The 20,481-nt window shown below is 35.4% G+C and carries 11 protein-coding genes; 3 read left to right on the forward strand and 8 right to left on the reverse strand.

The window, feature by feature from the left end; translation table 11 throughout:
- The first annotated feature begins 94 nt into the window (after positions 1-94).
- On the forward strand, positions 95-1,435 hold the full coding sequence (locus tag UABHE_RS20150; protein WP_372365064.1) for a serine/threonine-protein kinase: 1,341 nt from the start codon (positions 95-97) through the stop codon (positions 1,433-1,435).
- On the opposite strand, the gene UABHE_RS20155 is transcribed toward UABHE_RS20150, so the two are convergent.
- From UABHE_RS20155 to UABHE_RS20170, 4 genes are all read right to left on the reverse strand, one after another.
- Positions 1,432-2,058: a TVP38/TMEM64 family protein gene (locus tag UABHE_RS20155; protein WP_372365065.1), complete on the reverse strand. Its 627-nt coding sequence runs from the start codon at positions 2,056-2,058 to the stop codon at positions 1,432-1,434. The genes UABHE_RS20150 and UABHE_RS20155 overlap by 4 nt on opposite strands.
- 342 nt (positions 2,059-2,400) lie before the next feature.
- On the reverse strand, positions 2,401-2,568 hold the full coding sequence (locus UABHE_RS20160) for a hypothetical protein (RefSeq protein WP_372365066.1): 168 nt from the start codon (positions 2,566-2,568) through the stop codon (positions 2,401-2,403).
- A 156-nt stretch (positions 2,569-2,724) separates the two neighbouring features.
- Complete coding sequence (locus UABHE_RS20165) at positions 2,725-2,871, reverse strand: four helix bundle protein (RefSeq protein WP_372371576.1); 147 nt, start codon at positions 2,869-2,871, stop codon at positions 2,725-2,727.
- Positions 2,872-2,883: 12 nt separating this feature from the next.
- Positions 2,884-3,018 (reverse strand): hypothetical protein, encoded by a 135-nt coding sequence (locus UABHE_RS20170; RefSeq protein WP_372364459.1) that lies wholly within the window; start codon positions 3,016-3,018, stop codon positions 2,884-2,886.
- 318 nt (positions 3,019-3,336) lie between these two features.
- Here UABHE_RS20170 and UABHE_RS20175 point away from each other — a divergent pair, with 318 nt between their 5' ends.
- Positions 3,337-4,215 (forward strand): hypothetical protein, encoded by an 879-nt coding sequence (locus UABHE_RS20175; protein WP_372365067.1) that lies wholly within the window; start codon positions 3,337-3,339, stop codon positions 4,213-4,215.
- A 1,076-nt stretch (positions 4,216-5,291) separates the two neighbouring features.
- Here UABHE_RS20175 and UABHE_RS20180 read toward each other — a convergent pair.
- From UABHE_RS20180 to UABHE_RS20195, 4 genes are read right to left on the reverse strand one after another with little or no spacing between them, the layout of a single operon-like run.
- A complete protein-coding gene (locus UABHE_RS20180) occupies positions 5,292-6,590 on the reverse strand; it encodes a retron St85 family RNA-directed DNA polymerase (RefSeq protein WP_372365068.1) in 1,299 nt (432 codons plus the stop codon).
- A 3-nt stretch (positions 6,591-6,593) separates the two neighbouring features.
- Entirely contained in the window at positions 6,594-8,420 is a 1,827-nt protein-coding gene (locus UABHE_RS20185) for an SWIM zinc finger family protein (protein WP_372365069.1), read from the reverse strand.
- A gap of 11 nt (positions 8,421-8,431) precedes the next feature.
- Positions 8,432-14,632, reverse strand: coding sequence for a HEAT repeat domain-containing protein (locus UABHE_RS20190; protein WP_372365070.1), 6,201 nt, complete (start codon positions 14,630-14,632; stop codon positions 8,432-8,434).
- 9 nt (positions 14,633-14,641) lie between these two features.
- A complete protein-coding gene (locus tag UABHE_RS20195; protein WP_372365071.1) occupies positions 14,642-17,872 on the reverse strand; it encodes a BRCT domain-containing protein in 3,231 nt (1,076 codons plus the stop codon).
- 372 nt (positions 17,873-18,244) lie between these two features.
- Here UABHE_RS20195 and UABHE_RS20200 point away from each other — a divergent pair, with 372 nt between their 5' ends.
- The gene (locus UABHE_RS20200; protein WP_372365072.1) at positions 18,245-20,479 is read left to right on the forward strand and encodes a tetratricopeptide repeat protein; all 2,235 of its coding nucleotides are present in this window, start codon (positions 18,245-18,247) and stop codon (positions 20,477-20,479) included.
- Positions 20,480-20,481 lie beyond the last annotated feature (2 nt).

Consider the following 20,481-nt stretch of genomic DNA (forward strand, 5'->3'; position numbering starts at 1 on the left):
GGCATGAGCTAAGCTTTCGGTGCCCGCATGTTTATTGGGAATTTAAGATAAAAGTATTCAAATTACATGTTTAACTTACAAAGGAGAGCGAGATATGCCTGGAAAATGCTTTATTAGGCACGAGGAACATGATTATCCATTAAATAAAACTACTGTTTTTATTGGCGTAGGAGCGGATAATGAATTGATTTTTGGAGGAAATATTTCTCAACGAGTTATGAAAATTGTACAGAAAAAAGATAAGTTTTATGTTTGTCCGCTGTCAGATAATGTTGTTGTTAATAAAAAAGCAACTAACTTTCCTGAAAATCGCCTTCTTTCGCACAATGATACAATTGAATTTAATAATTTATTGCTTATGTTTGTTGACGAGGAAAATAATAGCAATTTACTACAAGAAAAATTCGATTACATTCCCAAAAAATACCAATTACAACGTGTTATTACAGAGCAACAGAATTTTGCTATCATATTTGCTCATGATATAAACGAGAACAGTGAGCTACTAATTAAAGTTCTTACAAGTCAAGGTGAAAAAGACGTAATTGTTACCAATGAATTTCGGCGAGAATGTCGCCTTGTGAGACAAATACAGTTACTACAGCATCCTTCTCTTGCCAAGATCGTGGACGTTGATAATGGAATGTGCCCACAGTATTATGTTATGGAAAACTCAACGGGAATTTCATTAAATAAATACTTAAAAAGACGCCGCACAATACAAATTCCCGTTGCCCTCAATATCATATATCAGCTTGCTGAAATTTTGAATATTTTACATCAAAAATTAGGTATTCTTCATCGAGACTTGAATCTCGAAAATGTTTTTTTATCGAAAATGTTAGTTCCAAAGTTATACAACTTAGAATCAATAAAAGGCGAAAGTGTAACTACTTTGACTGTGAAAGGTGATGTAAAAGGGACTATTTTTTTTACTGCCCCAGAAGTTTATCTAGAGGAAGCATCGTACTCTATTCAAAGTGACATCTATTCTCTCGGACTTATTTTCCTTTGCATGATAAAAGGAGATTTATTTATCCAATCTCCAGATTTAGTTTTTAATTTTGATATTTATCAAGTAGAAGTAGATAATGTTAAGGACATTCTTGTTGGTATGTTAGAACGCTCTCCTGAAAAGCGTTTTGCCACATACAATGATTTGATTTTGGCTCTTAAAGAGAAGATGCCAGCAGAAGCCAAAAAGAAAATGTCAAAAAACGATCAAGAAAATAAAACTACAGAACAACTAATGAAAGAAGTAACCGGTTTACAAAAACAACATGAATATTTTTTAAAATCAGTGCAAGCGGCCTTTGCAGATCTTCACAAAAAGATTCAAACATTAGAAGAAGAAAATATTAAAATAAAACAAGAAAATATTCGCACAAGAGACTTCTTACATTCAATGTACAAAAAGAGCAATAAAAAAAATTAACTGTTTTTTTTGATTAAAGAGTATGTTGGTATAAGTAAAACGATTGGAATTGTAGTAGCAAGTAAGAGAGTGAAAAATGGCCGTTCTTTTCCCCATGCTCCAAGAGTAGAAAATATAAATGCTTGAGGAATACTTCCACATAGCAAAGCAGTAATAAAAAAACTCATACGCATTTTTGCGAGTCCTGCTAAAGTGCACAATACTTCTGGAATAATTGGTAGTATTCGCGTCAAAGCAATTGCCCACATACCTCCTCTATCAAAAAAAATACGTAGTCTAGTGACGTTTTCTCCTGCGATAAAAATCGCAACCCTGTCTCCCATTATTCTGACTAAAGCATATGTGCAAAATCCCGCAAGAATATTACCTATAACTGAGTAGATACCTCCGACAACAGGGCCATATATTTGACCAAGAATAGCCATAATTGTAGTCCCTGGAATAGGCAATAAAATATCAGAGACAAGTAACAGTACACCGTATATTCCCGCTAGATGTCCTTGCTTTTGTATCCACTCTAGACCTTGTTCACTTTGAAACCAAATTTCAATGCTTTCACCAAAAGCAAAGAATGTCGCGAGTGAAAAAATGATAAAAAGGGTAATAAAAATAATTAAACGCATAGCTTCTCTTATAATTAACATATTCGGATAGTTTCATAGCTTTATTATAGTTAATCTTCTCAATAAACAACAAGATTATTTAGCGTCATTTGATCTTGTCTAATCTTATTAACAGTTGACCTTTATAATACTTAGCTTCTTACCAAGATATAAAAAATTAGCAGATTTTTGTCAAGTTCGACCGGAATAGGGAAACTATCTATGATATAATCTCGAGATTGTTTCGCTTACTAATTTCAGCAAACAAATGAAAAAGAGAAAGCCATACACTTTCACCAATAGCACGTATGCGGCGATTGAAACGACTTTTACTTAGCATTTTTTTGATGTAGCCATGTTCAGCTAAAAAATTTCGTCCTTTTCAAAGTTGCCAGAAAAGTAGAGCATAGAAACTAATGCTGTTGTCATAATTTCTGAATTAGTCATTTTAACTTGAGGATCTTCTACAATCTTGAGCGCTTGTGTTATCTCATCACATATACAGAAAACAATTATAATTTCTTTTTCCATGACTTTCTCGTTCTTGTTTTTCCTACTTTAAGAGAAGAGTCGTTATAACAGTATAAAAAAACGATGTGTGCAATTCGATTTTTGAGGTTCGTGGTCGTGGATCGATATTCCATGTGCGAAAATTAGACTATTAACTTTGAAAGCATACAAATTATTCTATAGAGTAGTTTTTTCTTTTGAGTCTATTATTTGGGCTATCTTGGCAACATCGAATACTGCACTACATTCATTTGCTGATGCTCTTGCTATAGAGAAAAACCTTACTTTCTCTTTTTTGCTAAATTTGGCATTTCCTTCTGCTATATTAAGAGGGACTCAAGGCGATGCCCTTTTTAGCTGATCCTTTAAATAGCTGTAACCTGATGGCATTTTCTCCATCACATTAAATGTTTCTTTTGTATATTCTAGTGATACTTGATATACATCTAATTTTTCATGATTAAAATTCATTGCATTACCCTTACTTCGTGCCATATGCCACGACTGCGTCTCACGAGATTCGAACCGCGCACATCGAATTTGTAAGAGTAATTATACCAGACTATACGACAAATTTTATAGGTCGCAACTTGGGTTAATATTAATATTTATCAGTAAAATTTTAACATCTATAGCGAAGATGAATTGAAAAAAGTACTGTTATGGATATAATCCCACAACATAAAACCACACTTCCAAAACAAAAATACGACATAGTAAGATCGGTGTGGTTTATATTTTTATTATTACCAATATCTTCACAAGATGAAGAACATTAGGAATAAATTTATGAATAAATTTATGGTCACTTGTACGTTTGTACTACTAATTAGTTGTAAAACAGCATCAAACAACACAATGCCTGAAAAACCAATAAAAGAAAAAAGTATTGCAGTGGAAAAGATACTTGAAAAAGCTCCTGTGGAAGAACAGCAAGCGAAAAAAATTCAAGAGCGATTTAATCCACAACAATCATTTACCATTAATTACACCGTTCCAGATATAGGATTTGAATGCACAGAAACGATCAAAAAAGTATCGGATATTGATATTATTCCTCCATTAATTGAACATGATGAGCGGTTAGTAATTGAAGGAAAAGTGACTTACAGAGTTTTACATAAAGAACAAGGTTTAATCACTCACTTAGAAGTAATATGCCATAAATTTGAAACGCGGACAAGCCGAGGAGGAAAGATCAAGGTCGTAGATAGCATTCCTGCGGAAAGTAGATTTATTTTTAGTAGTAAGCATCCAATTATGACAGATATAGACGAAAACCCTATCCCAAAACGCAAAGAGCGTTTGTTAAGAAATCTAACGATGCCTCAACTTCTTTTTATTGCTCATGAAAGTAAACAACAAAAATTTTCAGAAACAACTTTTAATTCAGAATCCGAGATTGACTCAAATATTGCCAAAGTTTTTTTGGCAGTAAATTCTGCGGTTGTCATTTTTAAAGGTACAGAAAGAGTTGGTAGCGTAGAGCAAGCTGCTTTTTCATTCGAAACGCAAGACAAGACTGGTTTAGTTTACACAGTTGATGGATTTCCAGTGAAATTAACTGTTTCTGAAAAAGATCAGTTTTTCCGAGGAAATGTAAAAATAAAGATCGCTACGAAAACGATAACTACAATCGTTTATAACGAAAATGAGAATCAATTCTAACACATTTTTACTGTTTGTATGTTAGAGTAACTTTATTTTTATAAGTAGGGATGTCTAAATACATTTAGTGGAGCAGTCCTCAACACCAAGGACTTTATTGCGCTCTTCAATTGAAGTGACACTTTGATTTTATAGATATTACTAAGACTTGTTATCGTTCAAATGTTTTTCGAGCCCGATTTCAAAGCTTCCTATCAAATAAAGAAACATTCGTTACAAGCGCTATTTTTCTACCACCTTTAGAAATTTTCGGAAACGGGCTTGATGCTACTCGCAGTATCATAATATAAGGCAATGATATTTTAGCAACATCTGTTATTCATTTGAATGATGACAGGCCTTTGGCTCAGCAGGAGCTTCGCCCTCCTGGTCTTTGTATCTATTGAATAATACTTTACTTCGGTTATCGCGGGCGGCGGGGTTCTCTGTTTCGGGTTTGCCTTGGTCGTTTGAAAATAAGTATCTCAGCGCGAAAATTTTCTTCTTAAGCCAACAATAGTCATGACACGCCTAATAACAGAGTGGTTATCACTAGGTCACTTTAATTGGGCATCGCAATAAATGGAATGATTCAACAAATTATGTAAAAAAGAGCCTATAAATAGCAAAAGGCCACCAGTGGAGGTGACCTTTTTTTTGTTAGAACTGTGAGTTAGTTTACTTTCATATCTAGGGACATGGAAGACTCTCTGAACTCAACTAGATATAGTGTCTAGTAAGTGTGCGGAACTACGATTGGCGCAGTTGCATCAGCCCGTCGCTTACTAGACACTATATCTAGTAATATGACGTTCTGAAACAGTCTTCCTTGTGCAGGAATGTAAAGAATGCTCTCGAACGGCGCTACGCCGTTCCTGGTAAACTACCAAGCTAAACTTTCAAGTTCTGTTTTAATTATCTAATAAGAGTATACCGGATATTTTTCGTAAGTCAAGTTGTATTTTTATTTTTTTTGTATTTTTTTTAAAGCGCGCTTTAAATAATTTTTTATATATAAAATTTATGAAAGCACGCTTTAATTTTATTCTTAATACTTCAAAAAAAATACAGTATATTCTCCGTATCTTTAATGAGCATTATTCTTTGTTTTTGAGATCGCAGCTTTTTATCTTTTTGAGTAATTCTTTTCCTTTTTGTGGTTGGCTCATGTAGATAAAGGCTATGTATCCTAAAATTTGCTCTATAGTCTCGCCTTCTTTTAATTTTTTACCTTGTTGTAAATTGTGAATAGCTGCTCTTATTTCGCGTTGTTTTTTTCTTGGCACGCGTGGCATTTGTTCACCATTTACAATTAATCCAGTTACGCACTGACGCCCACCTTTTCGCGCAACCCAGGTTTTTTTTCTGTTGATCTCAAAACCTTCATCGCTCACTATGCCTGGCACAGATTTTAATAATACTCCTAGTTGAGAATTACCTTTTTTGTAGCCTATTGGTAAACTAAAAGTCAAGTCATCAGCATAACGACTATAACGCCAACCTAGTTTTTTCACTAAACCACTTAAACGACGATCTAATTTTAGAGTTGCAATATTACTTAACGCTGGACTTGTTGGAGCACCTTGAGGCAGAGAACGAGGTCCCAGAGAAATATAATGCAGTTCATCTTCATGCTTAATTACTTCTCGTGGTGCTTCAGTGCAAACAAGTGCTAGTAGCGTCGCAATTTGTTCGCGATAACCAGCATGGCGAAAAATACCTTTTACTCTTGGAAATGTCAATGTTGGAAAAAAATCTTTTAGGTCCATTCTCACTACCATATGTGAATTACAGTGAACTTGGGCGTTTGATAAAATAGAACGACCAGCTACAAATCCATGGCATGAACCGTGAATAGGTAGCTTTTCTGCTATTTCTCTTAGAACCCATCGCTGTAATTCTTTTAATTTGGGCAAAGGAGCCCAAATACTGCGTTCTCCACCGCTTCGTTTAGGAATAGTGAATCGACGGTAGTGTATTTTTTTGGCATCGTCGCGATGATAAGTAAACCAGCGCAACTCTTCTATTGTTATATTCATTTCTTGTGCTAGCTGTTTTGGGCTATCTATAGGTGGAAGTTCATTGGCGCTTGCTTGTTCTTCTGCACGCGGATGATCCCATTGGTCGAAATTAGCACCATCATTCCAAAAAATACCTTCACCAAGGTGAACGATATGATTTGCCTTATATGCTAACCATGTTTTTTTCTTCAGTTCTTTTTTTGCTTTTGCCTCTTGCTTGAGTTGTTTTTTATATCTTTCTAGTTCACTTTTTTTCATATTTTCAGTGTCGCGGCGTTCGACTAGATAACCATTTTTTACGAGTTGCTTCTCTATGTAATTGTCTATATTTCCCGCCGCTTCGATTTCTTGCCACAATTTAAGAAAATCTGTCATTTTTTACCTCGTTGTATCTAGATAGTTTTTAGATTCTAGTGTTTTGATTTGTTGTCTGTAGACATCTCGTGCTTCTTCTACAGAGTTAAAAACTAGGTTTTGTAAGCGCAATTTCCCACCATCTAAACCCCACCTTTTGCGAACATGCTTGCGATCCAAAGAAACTTGGAATATTTGTTGTTCATTATCAATGCGTTTTGAAAATATTCTCGTTTCCACTGTTATTTTGTCTTGGTTTTTCTGACGACTATCTTCTTCTATTAAGTGTTGCATAAAGAGAGCCACTAGGTGACTACATGGACCATTTTTAAGTTTGTTTTTGCGATAAAAAGCGCAAGTGCACTCAGCCTTTACAGCTCGTCCACTTACATCTAAAAACAGTAGTGGCCGGTATTCTCTTTTTTCATGGGCAACATTTACAAGGCCAACTACCTCCACTCCTTTTGCAAAAATGTGATTTTCTTTTTCGATAGTCACTAGTTTTTTCTTCACAAAATCATGGGCGGTTTTTTCGCTGTCATTTCGATATTCGAGTTTCTCTAGATCAAGATCTTCTTCTGTTAACGGCCGCAATCGGTATTTGTATAAGTCGTACATCGCTTTGCCTTGTTGACATAATAGTTGTAGACCTCGTACAACATCTTTTTCCGATAACTTTGTTTTCTTAACAATTTCATCTTTACTTGCCACAAAGTTTTTTTGAAGAAACGCAACGATTTTTTCCAGCGATTTTATATTTTGATTTTGGCGAGGCAACAACGCATCAAAGTGAACAGATTTTGTCCAATCATTTGTTGTAAAGCCACTGAGCCCCAAAGTAAAACGAAACTGTGGCGCTTTGAGTTCCATGAAGCATGGTAAACCACTACCTATTAAATGCAAGTGAATAGATGATGCAAATGGCAAAATGCGTTGCAACATTTTTAAACGTCGTCGCCCCCACAATTTAACAACCTGCGCCATTTTACCGTCGTAAATTTGTTCAAGATGAATAACTTTTTGCCATGGCTCCATGACTAGGCGGATATTTTCTCCTGGGACCAATTCTATACGGATGGCACGCCCACCTTTTTTCTTGTCTTTATTAAAGCGTAGTTGACGCAAAACATTGTATAGATTGATTGGATCTAATAGTACTCTTTCTTTAACTAATGTTGCAGCGGATTGCACTTGCAAAAATCCACGAATCCATGATAACGGCACCTGTATTTTTTTTTCAATAACAGGATCTTCGTTTTTGGTTTCGACTTTAACTTCGTGTGTTTGTATAGAAATTTTTGTTTCGTGATAACTGCGCATTTTTTGAATAGCAGAGTATAAATTTTCTGAAAAGTCTATATTTGTCGTACCATATTTAGGTTTATCGCTACTTTTAAATAAAGACCAATCCAGCTGAAGATTTGCATAACTTCCTTCATCTTTACTAAACACTTCAAGTAACAAACCATCTGGATGAACGGATATAATTGGATCTAGTATTAAAAAAGCAAGAGGATCATTATGCGAGAGCCAATCAAAATAAGCTTGTTGTGCTTGCCACATATTGGCATTGCTATTTTGACTTCGCATTCTTTGATAAGCTAAATAACTAGAACGATCTTTAGGAACATAACGAAGATCACTACTTACGATCTCGTATAAAGCGCTTAGAGCTTCTCTCACTAGAATAGTTTCTTTGATTTCTCCTGTAAAACTTAAAGGCGTTCTCTTTATGTTACAAGCGAGTTGTAAATCTTGAGACTGCTGATCGTGGATTACATCACTAGTTTGATGATAGCCCATATTCACCTGTAAACGATCAGTTTTACCGGAGTCTTTTTTCTCTTTCATGAAATAATCCTTTACGATGCTTTTTGACGTCGTTTTGCTCTTCGTAGAGCGCGCCACGCAGCTTTACAAACTTCTTTGTCTTGTTTTTTCACTTTTGCTATTTTTTCTAACGCCTTTTGTGCTTTGTCATCTGCAATTACTGCCAATCCTTCGATAGCCCCCAAACGCGCCTGTTCAGAATTGTCTGTGTTTTTTGCAACATCCAGTAGTATTTTTACTTCGCCATGTTGTACAAAGAGTGGTAGTAATATTCCTTGGTAGTGCACTTCGTTAATAAACTCCGTTAATTCTAAAACTTTTTTACCACTACTTTGCAAAATATGGTGAGATGCATTGCGATGATCGATAAGTTCAGTTGCAAGAGTTATGTCTGCTTCTTTGTGCACAGCAAGAGTAAATGAAGCAAAATTCCGAATAAAACTAGCATTGTTTTTCGCTGTATTTATCAATGTTTGCGAAACAGCTTTATCACCAGAAAAATTTTCTAAAGCACAGACACAAATACAATGTAAATGAAACAGTTGTTGGTTTTTTGTTTCTAGAATAGCGCAAATAGTGTCTTTTGCTATTTTAATGCGTCCACAAGCCCAAACCAAGTAACTGCAAGCTAACAATTTTTCCTCTTTATGTAGAATCTTGGCATTAGTTTTCTGCTGATGGTTGAGATCTACAGAAAAGTCTTGCCATAATTTTGCTAAGCTATCAGTCGCTATTTTGTGTTGTGCTTTTGTTAGTTTTGTCCTCGCGATAATATGTGCGGCTAAAGAGATTACATTGTAATCGTTTGTTTTTATTGCGTTTAAAGCATCTTTAGCTGTGAGGTCTTCTCTTTCTAAGACTTTAGAAATTAGAATGTTTGCAATACTTTGGTTTTGAATTTTTGGCAGTACATCAAAAAGCTTTTTAAATGGTGTTTGTTGAGAAAATTTTTCTATTTGGCCGTCTTCAAGCAGATTTTGGCTACACTGTAACAATGCTTCTTCAACGATGAAACTCTGCGCTTTGGTAATTTTTCTCAAAGAAACGTGTGCTTGATTCAGAACATCGTAGTCATTATCTTTACGAATTATTTTTTGCAAGGTATCAATATTGGCGTTATCATCGTTAAACTGCAAGAGCTCAGCTACCTTTAGGCGAACTTCCCAATTGTTATGTTCCATGTAACTACGAATCAAATTCCAGCTGTTGTGATCGTTAAACCACCTAAGACCATGAAGAACTTTGCAAATTAGAGTGGTGTTATAAGTGCTACTCGATAGAATTTTTTGTAATTTTTCAAAGATAACTTTTGCCTTTTTAGATTTACGTAAATGTCCTAGAGCCTCTACCGCTTCTTCGTATAGCGCATGTTCACTATTTGATGTAATATCGTATAAGGTGTCAAATGCGTTGTCATTTGCTAATACTCCTACCGCTTTTACTGCGCGACGTCGATAGTTTAGTTCTGGTAATGTTTCTAAACAGGTTCGTAAGATATTTAATCCAGCAGCATCTTGGTGGAGAGCAAGTGCTTCTGCTGCAAGAAAACGATCAATAATTTCTTGGCTTTGCAAGCATTTTTGCAACATAACATTTGTTCCATCGCGTTTACGTAAACGCCATCCTACAATAGTAATAATTGTATGGCGAACGCGCTCATCAGAAATAGTGCACCAATCTTGAAGTGTACTATCAATTGAATTGTCTTTAATCCAATAAAGAGAATTTTTTTGCGCAACAATACTTTTGTACTTACCAAGATGATACCATTTATCTAACAGTTTTTGAAAAACTTCTAAATGACGTGGATGTTGCTTTTTAAACCAGTCACCATCATGTTCAATGTCTTGTATTTCCTGATCGAAACCACTGATTGTAAGCCACGCATCGCTAGCAGCAGTAAATGTTTTTTTGTGTTCAATAAACGTATTTAAAACATCTATATCTTTAGGGTTGCGGAAGTGTCCTACTGCGTTTAACATTTCTTTTGCTAGAGCAGTTTCCGCTGGATCATTTTCTATACGTTTGACAAAAAGTGTTGTACTTTCAGGATGTTGCAGTTTTCTCAAGGCGTTTATTGTTGTTTTTTGTGTGTAGCGATCATTACTAAAAAGTAGTTTACTCAAAGGTTCAAAAGCATACTCATCTTTTTTCATTGCTAATGAAAAAGCCACTTGTTCTCGAATTTCTTTGTAAGGAGATTGTAAGGCGGAATGCAAAACTTTATGCGATTTTTTATCTTCATCATAGAGTTCAATTAGTTTGTTAACAGCCATTTTACGAAGTGAAGGAGATTTAGCAGTTAAAGCTGCTTCCCAAGTTTTTATTCCTCCTTGTTTATCAACTAAAAGATGAGAAACTTCTACTTCTAAACCATTATCAAAACTCTTTTGAATGTCACTAAGCATTTTGGAAACATCACTCTTTTTTTGTTTATTTATCAGTAGCTCTAGTGCTAGCTTGCATATATCAATATGTCCTGTAACGAAGACTTGCGTTGTTAAATCTTCTATTGCAGTTCCTAGATTTTGTAAACCTGCAAACGCTTGTTCTCGTACTAGTGCACTACAGTCATTGAGCGTTAAAAACATTACCGATTGCACAGATAGTTGTAATGTTTTATCTTTTTGAGCGATATCGCATAGTTTAGAAAGTGCAACTTGACGATAGTGAGCAAATTTCGTTTGATCTCTACGTATACGAGAAAGTCCAACATAGGCTCCAAATATAATTTGCTGTGCTTGTTGTGGCTCAAGATTGTAATCAAAAGTTTCTACTTTTAGTTTTTCAATTCTTTTAGCAAAACGCTTTTCGAATAATAACCAGTTTTGATCGAAGTCTTTTCTTTTTTGATCTTCTAGTCGTGTTAACAAATGCTTGATTACCCACACCGTTAAGTGAGAATCACTACTTGCTAGAACGTTTGTCAGTGTTTGTAGTTTTTGTTCGTCTACTGTCCAAGTTTTACCATCTTGACGTTTATTAATGAAGTCCCATACAAATTGTTGAAATTTACTTTCATCAGCAAGATGTTCAAGAGCTGATATTGCCATCAAGCGTATATGAGGATATATGGAAGATAATAAGGAAATAAGTAGGTCAGGATTACGATACTGAGTCATGTATAATAGTAATGTCCTGAGTGCAAGATTTTGAATTGTGTGGGTGGATTGATTTATCATTGGAGACAGAAACATTTCTTCATTTTTTTGTCGCAAAGAAAAAGCCGCGATTAGATAATTTTTGTCTTCTGAAAATTTCTGTACGATGGCTAAACCACTGCGGTCTTCATAGTAAGCCAAGGCAAAAGCAATTTCGCGTTGTACGTTTTGATCTTTATGACTCAATTTTTCTTGTAAAAATGAGTGATCATTTTGGTTTGAAAGCCAGAACAATGCCTTCGCGCATGTTTCGCGAATAACCTTGTCATCACTATCTAAAAAAGGAATAACTAAATCTAAAGATGAAAATGAAAATAAATTTGCGACACCATTGATAGCAATTATGATTTGTTGCTGCCACTCTTTTTCAGGGTCTCTTTTCGGTTTGGGTTGCTGTAATAGTTGTTGCAATTGAGGAAGAGCTTTATTGTTACCAAACCAAGCAAGCGCCTGTGCGGCGTAGTTGCGTACATCAGAATGTTTGCTGTCTAGTGCAACTAGCAGCTCCTCTTCAGCACCATTAGCAACAAAAGCTTCTATAGCGAGTTGACGAATATTTTTTTGGTTGTCAGAAATCATTTTTAACAGTAAACGCCGAGTGTCTTTTGTTACCTTACGTGCAAGAGCTGTTGTTGCTAACTCTCTAATATCAGCATATGGACAAGCCGAGGCCTTTTCCAAAACCTGCACAATATCGCGTTTTTGTTTTTTGGCCATCTCAAAAGCTTGGTAGCGAATTTCAGCATAGGAATCTTGTTGCATTTCAAGAAGTAAATTCCACGCCCAGTCGTTTTTGAGTTGTGGTTTGAGTTCAATAAGCACTTTTTTGCGTATAGTAGAATCAATTGATTTTAAAATGAGTTGCAAACGTTCTTCCATTGTTAAGAAGTCAAGTGCAAGAATAACTTTAAAAGCTTCATTACTAATTGTGGTATTGTTTAGCGCTTGCTGTAGTAATGATAGGCATTGTGTTTTCTCGTTTTTCTTTTTAGTTTTCTTTAAGTGAGCCACCACAAGGTGTAATGAACGATCGTGTACTATTTCTGGATCAGCGGCTGCAAAGCCTGACTCAACAACCACAAGAGGATTCTTCTCGTAAATTTTCTCTAGTGCCGAAAAAGCTACATCGCGGACTTGCATGTCCTTATCTTGTAACATCATATTGAGCCGTTGTGTGGCATGAGGATCTTTTAATTTGCGAAAAGCAATGCATACTTGAACTCTGATATTCGCAGAAGAAGCGCGGCTTAGTTGTAGCAATGTTCCTAGCGCGCGAGTATCTTCTAACAAAGCGAGATAATATGCACCTTTTAAAGAAGTTTCGATATGGTTACACGCCATCGCTTGAAATAAAACTTGTAGGTTGTTTTCTGTTAGTTTTTTCGTTGTTTTTTTGGCTGCTGGGATTTTTTTACTTTTAGATTCTTTTCCCCAGTTTTCAATTTCGTAGATTTGACGATGAAGATCGGAACTTTTACTACGTAAAACTTCTACTAGTACCAGGTCTTGCAATAAACAAATTACAAAGCCAGTAAAACGTACTGTATCAGACTTGTCTTCGAGAGAAGAGCGAAGTACCGATTGTACATTTAAATCAGAGAGTAGATTTTTTTGTAATAAGCGAATCAATGCGAGACGACGTATATCTTCTTTGTCGCTTCCAAAGGCTATAATTTCTGCTTCGCTAGACTTTTCTCCGTAAATCTCTCCTAGGCTTTTTAAAACTCGTTGACGCACAACTTCTGATTTGTAATTTAAAGTAGCAACAAGAAACTCCATCGCTTCTTCATCTTTTTCGGCGGCAGTTTTTAATGCATCAATTGCCAATATCCCTATATTCTCAAATCCTGTTTTTAAAGCTAGTTGTATTGTAGGTAGTATTTTTTGTGAAGAGGATAGCCCAACAAAAGCAGCAATTCTTACTTTTTCACCTTGCGATTTCAACAGTTCTTCTAAAAAGCGAAAAGCTAGCTGGTGTTCCGTCGAAGCCAATAATTCTGTCGCTGCCACACAAATTCCCACATCGGTATTTGAAGTAACTACCTTGTAAATCAAATCAATGGCTTTTTTGTCATTAAATAATGCTAATTCTTTTAGAACAGGTTCGCATTGACGTGGATCTTTATTTATTTCATGTTCAGCCCAGTTGTAAGCATCTGAAATGGCTAAAGTTGCGCTACCAATATGTTTCTTCTCTTCTAATGGAAAAAAAGCAATGTCATTATTTTTTTTTGCCACAACTAAGTGAGGTTTGTCTTTCCAATTTGCAAAAACAAGTGCTGTAGATTTGGCAGATTTTATTGTACTAAAACGTTTCTTGCCTTTTTCCCAAACTTTGATGTTCCCAAGTGTATCAGTACCGTAGCATTTATTATCTCGTTCAATAATGTTATTGAACGCTGCTTTAGCAGAAGAGTCACTTTTGTCTTCTGGTTCCAACTCTCCGCGCACATGTGTCATAAACAACTTATAGTCATTTCCTGATGACAATACGCGCAACTCGTCGGAATCAAATGCCAAAGAAGTAATGGCTCCTTGGTGGATTTTTTTTGAATCACTAAACACAAATTGATCGCTATCTTCGCGAGAAAAAACAACTATCTCTCCTGCAACATTACCGGTAACAAGCCAATTGCCATCAGGGCTAGATACAAGGTGGCTAGTCTTTTGCTCTAGATCAATTTGCGAAAGAATAGATGCTTTTTTTATGCTGAGAATGTAGATCGTGTTCTCACAAAGTACAGCAAACTCTTTTTTATTTAAATATACAATGCAACTTGCATTAGGTTCTATTTGAGTGTCTAAAGTTTTTAGTTTTAAACTTTTGATATTTAGATGATGAATATAACCATCAGTACCTGTGACCAACAAACTGTCATCATGGACAATAGCATCTGTTGCGCTACAAGGTAAGTTATAAGATTCAAACGAGCCACTGTCTGGATCGAGAATGTAAACAGCAGTGGATTGCCCTTCATCGTGTTTTGTGACAAATAACAATTTTTCATCGTGGTAGCAAAGGGATGTTACCTGTCCGCGGTATTTGTAATATCTTTGTACTTTATCTGACATTTTTATCCTTTAACTAAGCTCTAAAACTTGAAATTCATCAAAAACATGACCTATGCGAGCAAGAGCAACTAGGCATGCTGATTTTTCACTTTGTCCATGAGAAGCAACAAACTCTTCAAATAACGGCACAATTAATTTTGCAAACTCTTTGTTTTTTAACGCAATGTCTCTCATCACTTCAATAATACGCAGTTTTACTTTGCGAAAAGAAGCGTAGTTTAAATTTGTATCTACCGGTGCGTCTTTTGCAAATTTCGCAGGAGAAATACGAAATAACATTCGTCGTAGAAAATCTTTTAACAATTCTTCTGTTGTTGGCAATTTTTGCGATTTGTCTAAAGATTCTTTTTGTTTTACTAAAACTTCTTTTTCCATATGTTGTTTGTAGGTAATTGTCGTGCCTTTTTCGTAATATAATTTCCAGATAACTTCAACAACAAAGGATAAAACACGACGGTCAGGGCTTTCTGTCAAACGAAATAGTTCTTCGGGAATGGCAAGATGAGAATTACTATGAATTAATCTCATACCAAGGGTTCGCGCTTCGTCTTGTGGAGATTCGCATAATTGGTAAACCGCATCAGCCGTGAGTATCTTAGGATCTAAACGATAAGTTTTATGTTCTTTTGTGTCTTCGGCAGTGAGAGCTAAGGTAAAAAAATCAACGACTTCTGAGGATGTATTATCACATAGTTTGACAATTTTGTAGATGTCCGGTTGTAAACGCGCTAATTCCCAGTATAAAATTTCTAAACCTAATGTACGTAAACTTTGTCGCTCATCACTCAAAAGTTGTTGTATACGTTCGAAAGTTAAGAACGTTTCTGGTATTTCGTTACCTGGGTCAACAGGACGATCTGTTAATTTAAGTGAAATTTGTGGATGATGTCTCTCGATGTAAGATTTTGCAAAACGCGCAAGAGGAGAATCTTCTTCTCCTAATAAATATTGCCAAATTATTTCGCAACCAGCAACTGCATCTTCTGCTGAATGATCACTTTTTTTACCCGTTAGCATTTGTAGAAAAGCTGTTTCTGAAATAATTTTTGTTGCAGCACCATCGGCAATGAGTTTTTCTGCTTTTACTTGCTTACTTCCCTTGCGCCCTTCTCCATACAAGGATGAACCTTCATCACCTATAACTAAATAATCCAAATTACCACTTACACCAGAAGCTTTTTTACCGTTGGCAGTTGTGACTTTGTTATTCGCTTCGCTACGCGTCATTGTTTTTAATTTACCAGTAAACAAAAACGTCTGTTCTTTTAGGTTTACTTTGATTTTGGATTTAGTTTTCTTTTCTACTTTTTTCGCTTTTTTAGCGGAAAAATCAGCTGGAACAAAAGCCTTGGTAAGATACTCACTAGCAAAATTGTGATAATGCTCTTCTTTTCGCTGTACTAGCTCAAATAACCACTCAAAACCAATATCACTAGCAGAAAACCTACGAACATCACTTAGCCACTCTTGCGCATTACGCATGAGATACTCATCAAATTCTAAATTTTTACACCACTCTAGGTTTGACTTCTTGAGTTCTTCCACCCACGATGAATTCTCCCATTCAACATGGTAAGCTAGTGTTTTTAAATACGCGACTCCAAGAAGTTCTGGTTTAATCTTCTCTTCTTTTAACCAAGGCAAAATATGAGAAAGAGTTGAAGGGTTTATTAATTGTGTTTTGATAAACTGTAAATCAATTTTTTTTGGGTCAAATTTTTCTAAAGTATACATACAAAAATCAACAGCTCTACCACTTTCGTCGTTTTCATCATTTAATTCTGAAAGCACGTTATAAAAAAAATCCGGCGTTAGAGATTTTAAAGAGTGGATTTTTAATAAATTTTTGCTGACAAAACTACAAGAAAAGTTGTTGTTTCTAAGTAGTCGCTGCTTGAACCACTCGGAAGTCAATTCTTTTGCTCCAAAGTGTTCACGAAGTATTTTTTCTGTGAATTCATTACAAGAATGAACTTCGAGCAATTGTCCCCACGCTTCTAAACCAACTTCATTGCGTGGATGACGATCTTGTAATAAGTCTACGACAAGTTTACATACCTCTTTGTTGTCATGATTTGCCAATAAAATGAGGTTATCTATGGGTAAATCGCGCGCGTATGTTCTTACGTACTTACAAGCGTATTTATTTGCAGAAGATGAAGATGAATGAAGCAAATTTAGCACTGGTTTGTGTAAACCTAATTTGCGAAAAGCACCTTGCTCAAATTTAGGAACATTGGTAAGTATCCACACGACAAATTCGTCTAAAATAGAGCGTTTAGCTTCTAACAAGCGTATGACCCAAATAGCTTCTATGTCTCTTAAATCAGCAACAAAATCTTTTTTAAGTGCAGAAATGACAAATTCACACACATCGTCAGATTTTGCTTCTTCAAGAAGATTAAATAGCGGTCGTGGAGAACGTTGCCATAAATCAGAAAAAGCACGATCTTTTAAAAAATTTTGTTTAAAGTAAGGCTTAAATTTGCGTCGCGTATATTTTTGGCTGTTGTGAAAAAAAATGTGGTTGGCGATCCACGTGCCACGCCAATTTGTATGAGGTGGATAAAATTTTAAAACATCGACAACATAATCCAAGTAACACGCAGGTAAATCCTGACCTATTTTTCTTAAATAGCGCCAACTTCGTCTGACAAGATAACGAAGAGTAGCTCTACTCACCTCATTTGTGTTGGAAAAACAAGCTAGTTCACAGTCAAAACGAGCGCTAAGAGCACCAAATATTTCACTATCTTTTTTAGCTTCCGCTTCTTTAAAGATTTGCTTAAGTCCTCGCCATGGACCCCACACCAAAGGTACATTGGCTATAATTTCGAACAAACACATTCGGCTATAACTACTATTTTCCTGCCATAATTGTAAAAGTAACTTATCTACTTTGAGGCGCTCAGGTAAATGCTCTTCTTCTGACTCCAATAACTTTAGACTTTCTTGACGAAAATGATCGCGCTGTGCTTTTTGTTTTTTAGACTGTAAATCTCTTAAAAAAGATTGGTATGTTAAAGACCCTTCTTTTACAGCCTTTTTAGGTTGTGGATCTTTTCTCACAAGGTGCACAAACATCTTTGCCAAGTCTGGATCTTTAATTTGAAATGCCTTTTCTAATTTTTCAAGTATTTCCACTAACTTACTCCATTCACAATCAAATATTTTTACTTCCCAGACAGACGCATAATCTCCATAAGAATATGGTAAAAAAAGTAATTTGTCAAGAAACATACGGTTTTCTTTTGGTTTTTTTACGCAAAAAATTATTGGTAATAATTAAACTTACACAAAAGATAGTCTGATCTTATAATACTACAAAATAAAAACTTTTATACAACCAAAAGATGTACGCTAGTGATTTTAGGGGTTTGAAGGGTTGGCTGTTTATAGAACTTTATTTTATAAGGCTTTGCGTTATGTGGTTTAGTGCACACAATAACAAAACAAATTAAGAATCAGCGTAACAGTACGCCAAACAACATGTTATAATGGAGATGGTTGTGGTACTGTTGTTTATAAAAATCAAAACACTTGCGAAAATAAAAGTACTAGGAACCTGTTACAAAATAAAAAAGCTTTACGCACATACTACCGGAGAACAGGGTGAAAGAAGAAAAAAAACAATCAAAACCGATGATATCAATAAATGACGATTTGGAGCAACTAAAAAAGTTGGTCACTAAAAGCAGCAATAGTTCATCTCAAATGTTTGGTAAATATCAAATTCTTGGGGAACTAGGTCGTGGTGGGATGGGTGTTGTTTACAAAGCTTATGACACGAAATTAAAAACAACTATAGCTCTAAAGATTATTATGTGCGGTGAGAAAGAACACATTGAACGCTTTTTTCTTGAAACAGCAACGGTCGCTAAACTAAATCATCCAAATATCATCAGATTTTATGAATGTGGGGGCACGCCGCGGCCTTATTTCACAATGGAATATATTGAAGGAATTACTCTTGCTGATTTGATTAAAAACAAAAGCATCAAACACGAGCAGTTAGTTGATTTGATGATTCCTCTTTGCGAAGCTTTACACTATGTGCACAGAAACAAAATTTTACATCGCGATATAAAACCGAGTAATATCATGCTTACAAAGGATGGAGTCCCTAAAATCATGGATTTTGGTTTGGCTAAAACATCAGAAATGACAAAACAACTATCAAAATCTGGTCAAATGCTTGGCACAATTTACTACATGGCTCCAGAACAAGTAGAGGGTCGGGCTAACTACCAAAGTGACATTTACTCTTTAGGCGCTTCGATCTATGAGGCATTGACTTACCGACCGGTGTATCAAGGAGAATTGCAGGTTAATATTCTTATACAGATCGCGACAAGCACACCGATTCCTTTGCGGCAGCTCAATCCAGATATCTCGCCTTTTCTCGAAGCGATATGCCTCAAATGCTTGCAACGAAATCCTCAAAAAAGATATGCCGATTTTAAACAACTAGCCACGGAATTGAAAAACTTCAAATCTAATCAACCAATTATCGCTCGTAAATATAGTTCCTGGAATGTGCTTGCTCATTTCGTGAGTAAACACAAAATAATATGCAGTAGTATTGTTTTTATTTTTGTTATTCTTTCTTGCTCTCTTGTTGTGACACTAAATGCCTTAAATTATGCTGAGGAAGAACGAAATAAAGCTCTAGAAGCTACACAAAAAACAGAAGAAGAAAAAAATAAAACAAAAACCGCACTCAACAAAGTAATGAAAATACTTAATTATTCTGTAAAAGAACATAAAATCCTACGAAGAGATAAAGAATTTGCCAATTTATTTTCGCAAATTTTCGAAGACGTAGAAAACTATGGAGAAAAAGAAGACTGGAGTTTCCTAAAGGGATTTATAACATCTCAAGCTGGAAATTCTTACAAGAGCATAGAATACTACACCTTACAAATAGCAAAGAATCCTCAGCATCCGCATACTTACAGTAACCGTGGACTTCGTTATAAAGATTTAAAAATGTATAAAGAGGCTTTCGCTGATTACAACAAAGCTATACAATTAAACCCCCAATATTTACAAGCTTATTTCAATCGTGGAAGCCTCTACTATAGTTTAAAAATGTATAATAAGGCAATTAGCGACTATAGTAAAGCTATACAGATAAATCCCCAATATTCTGGTGCTCATTCCAATCGCGGAAGTCTCTACCATAAACTAGGGAAGCACAAAGAAGCTCTCGCTGACTATAATAAAGCAATAGAACTCGACCCTAAAGATTCGTTGGTTTATAACAACCGTGGACTTCTTTATAGCGATTTAAACCAGCATAAAAAAGCTCTTGTTGATTACAATAAAGCGATACAACTAGATCCTGAAAATTCATTAGCTTATAGTAGCCGCGCTAATTTTTATAAAGGTTTAAATCGCTATAAGGAAGCTCTTGATGATTGTAATAAAGCGATACAACTCAATCCTAGAGATCCGCTGGTTTATAACAACCGTGGCAATGTTTACAGGAGTTTGAAGAAGTACAAGGAAGCTCTTGTTGATTATAATAAAGCGATACAACTAGATTCTAAATATTCATTGGTTTATTACAATCGTGGATTTTGTTATAAAAATCTGAACGAGTATGACAGGGCTCTTGCTGATTACAATAAATCGATACAACTAGATCCTAGATATTCACTGGCTTATTTCGATCGTGGAAATCTCTATTATAGACTAAAGAAATACAATAAAGCTCTTAATGATTATAATAATGTTATACAGCTTAACCCCAATGATTCAGAAGCTTACGGCAATCGCGGAGGTCTTTACCACCGTTTAAATAAATACAATGAGGCTCTCAGTGACTATAGTAAAGCGATATAATT

The sequence above is a fragment of the Candidatus Uabimicrobium helgolandensis genome (assembly GCF_041508025.1).
Lineage (GTDB): Bacteria > Planctomycetota > Uabimicrobiia > Uabimicrobiales > Uabimicrobiaceae > Uabimicrobium > Uabimicrobium helgolandensis.

What these genes read in the sequence shown, in the direction of transcription:
- UABHE_RS20150 (WP_372365064.1), top strand. Translation starts at nt 95, where the DNA reads ATGCCTGGAAAATGCTTTATTAGGCACGAGGAACATGATTATCCATTA.
- UABHE_RS20155 (WP_372365065.1), bottom strand. Translation starts at nt 2,058, where the DNA reads ATGCGTTTAATTATTTTTATTACCCTTTTTATCATTTTTTCACTCGCG.
- UABHE_RS20160 (WP_372365066.1), bottom strand. Translation starts at nt 2,568, where the DNA reads ATGGAAAAAGAAATTATAATTGTTTTCTGTATATGTGATGAGATAACA.
- UABHE_RS20170 (WP_372364459.1), bottom strand. Translation starts at nt 3,018, where the DNA reads ATGAATTTTAATCATGAAAAATTAGATGTATATCAAGTATCACTAGAA.
- UABHE_RS20175 (WP_372365067.1), top strand. Translation starts at nt 3,337, where the DNA reads ATGAATAAATTTATGGTCACTTGTACGTTTGTACTACTAATTAGTTGT.
- UABHE_RS20180 (WP_372365068.1), bottom strand. Translation starts at nt 6,590, where the DNA reads ATGACAGATTTTCTTAAATTGTGGCAAGAAATCGAAGCGGCGGGAAAT.
- UABHE_RS20185 (WP_372365069.1), bottom strand. Translation starts at nt 8,420, where the DNA reads ATGAAAGAGAAAAAAGACTCCGGTAAAACTGATCGTTTACAGGTGAAT.
- UABHE_RS20190 (WP_372365070.1), bottom strand. Translation starts at nt 14,632, where the DNA reads ATGTCAGATAAAGTACAAAGATATTACAAATACCGCGGACAGGTAACA.
- UABHE_RS20195 (WP_372365071.1), bottom strand. Translation starts at nt 17,872, where the DNA reads ATGTTTCTTGACAAATTACTTTTTTTACCATATTCTTATGGAGATTAT.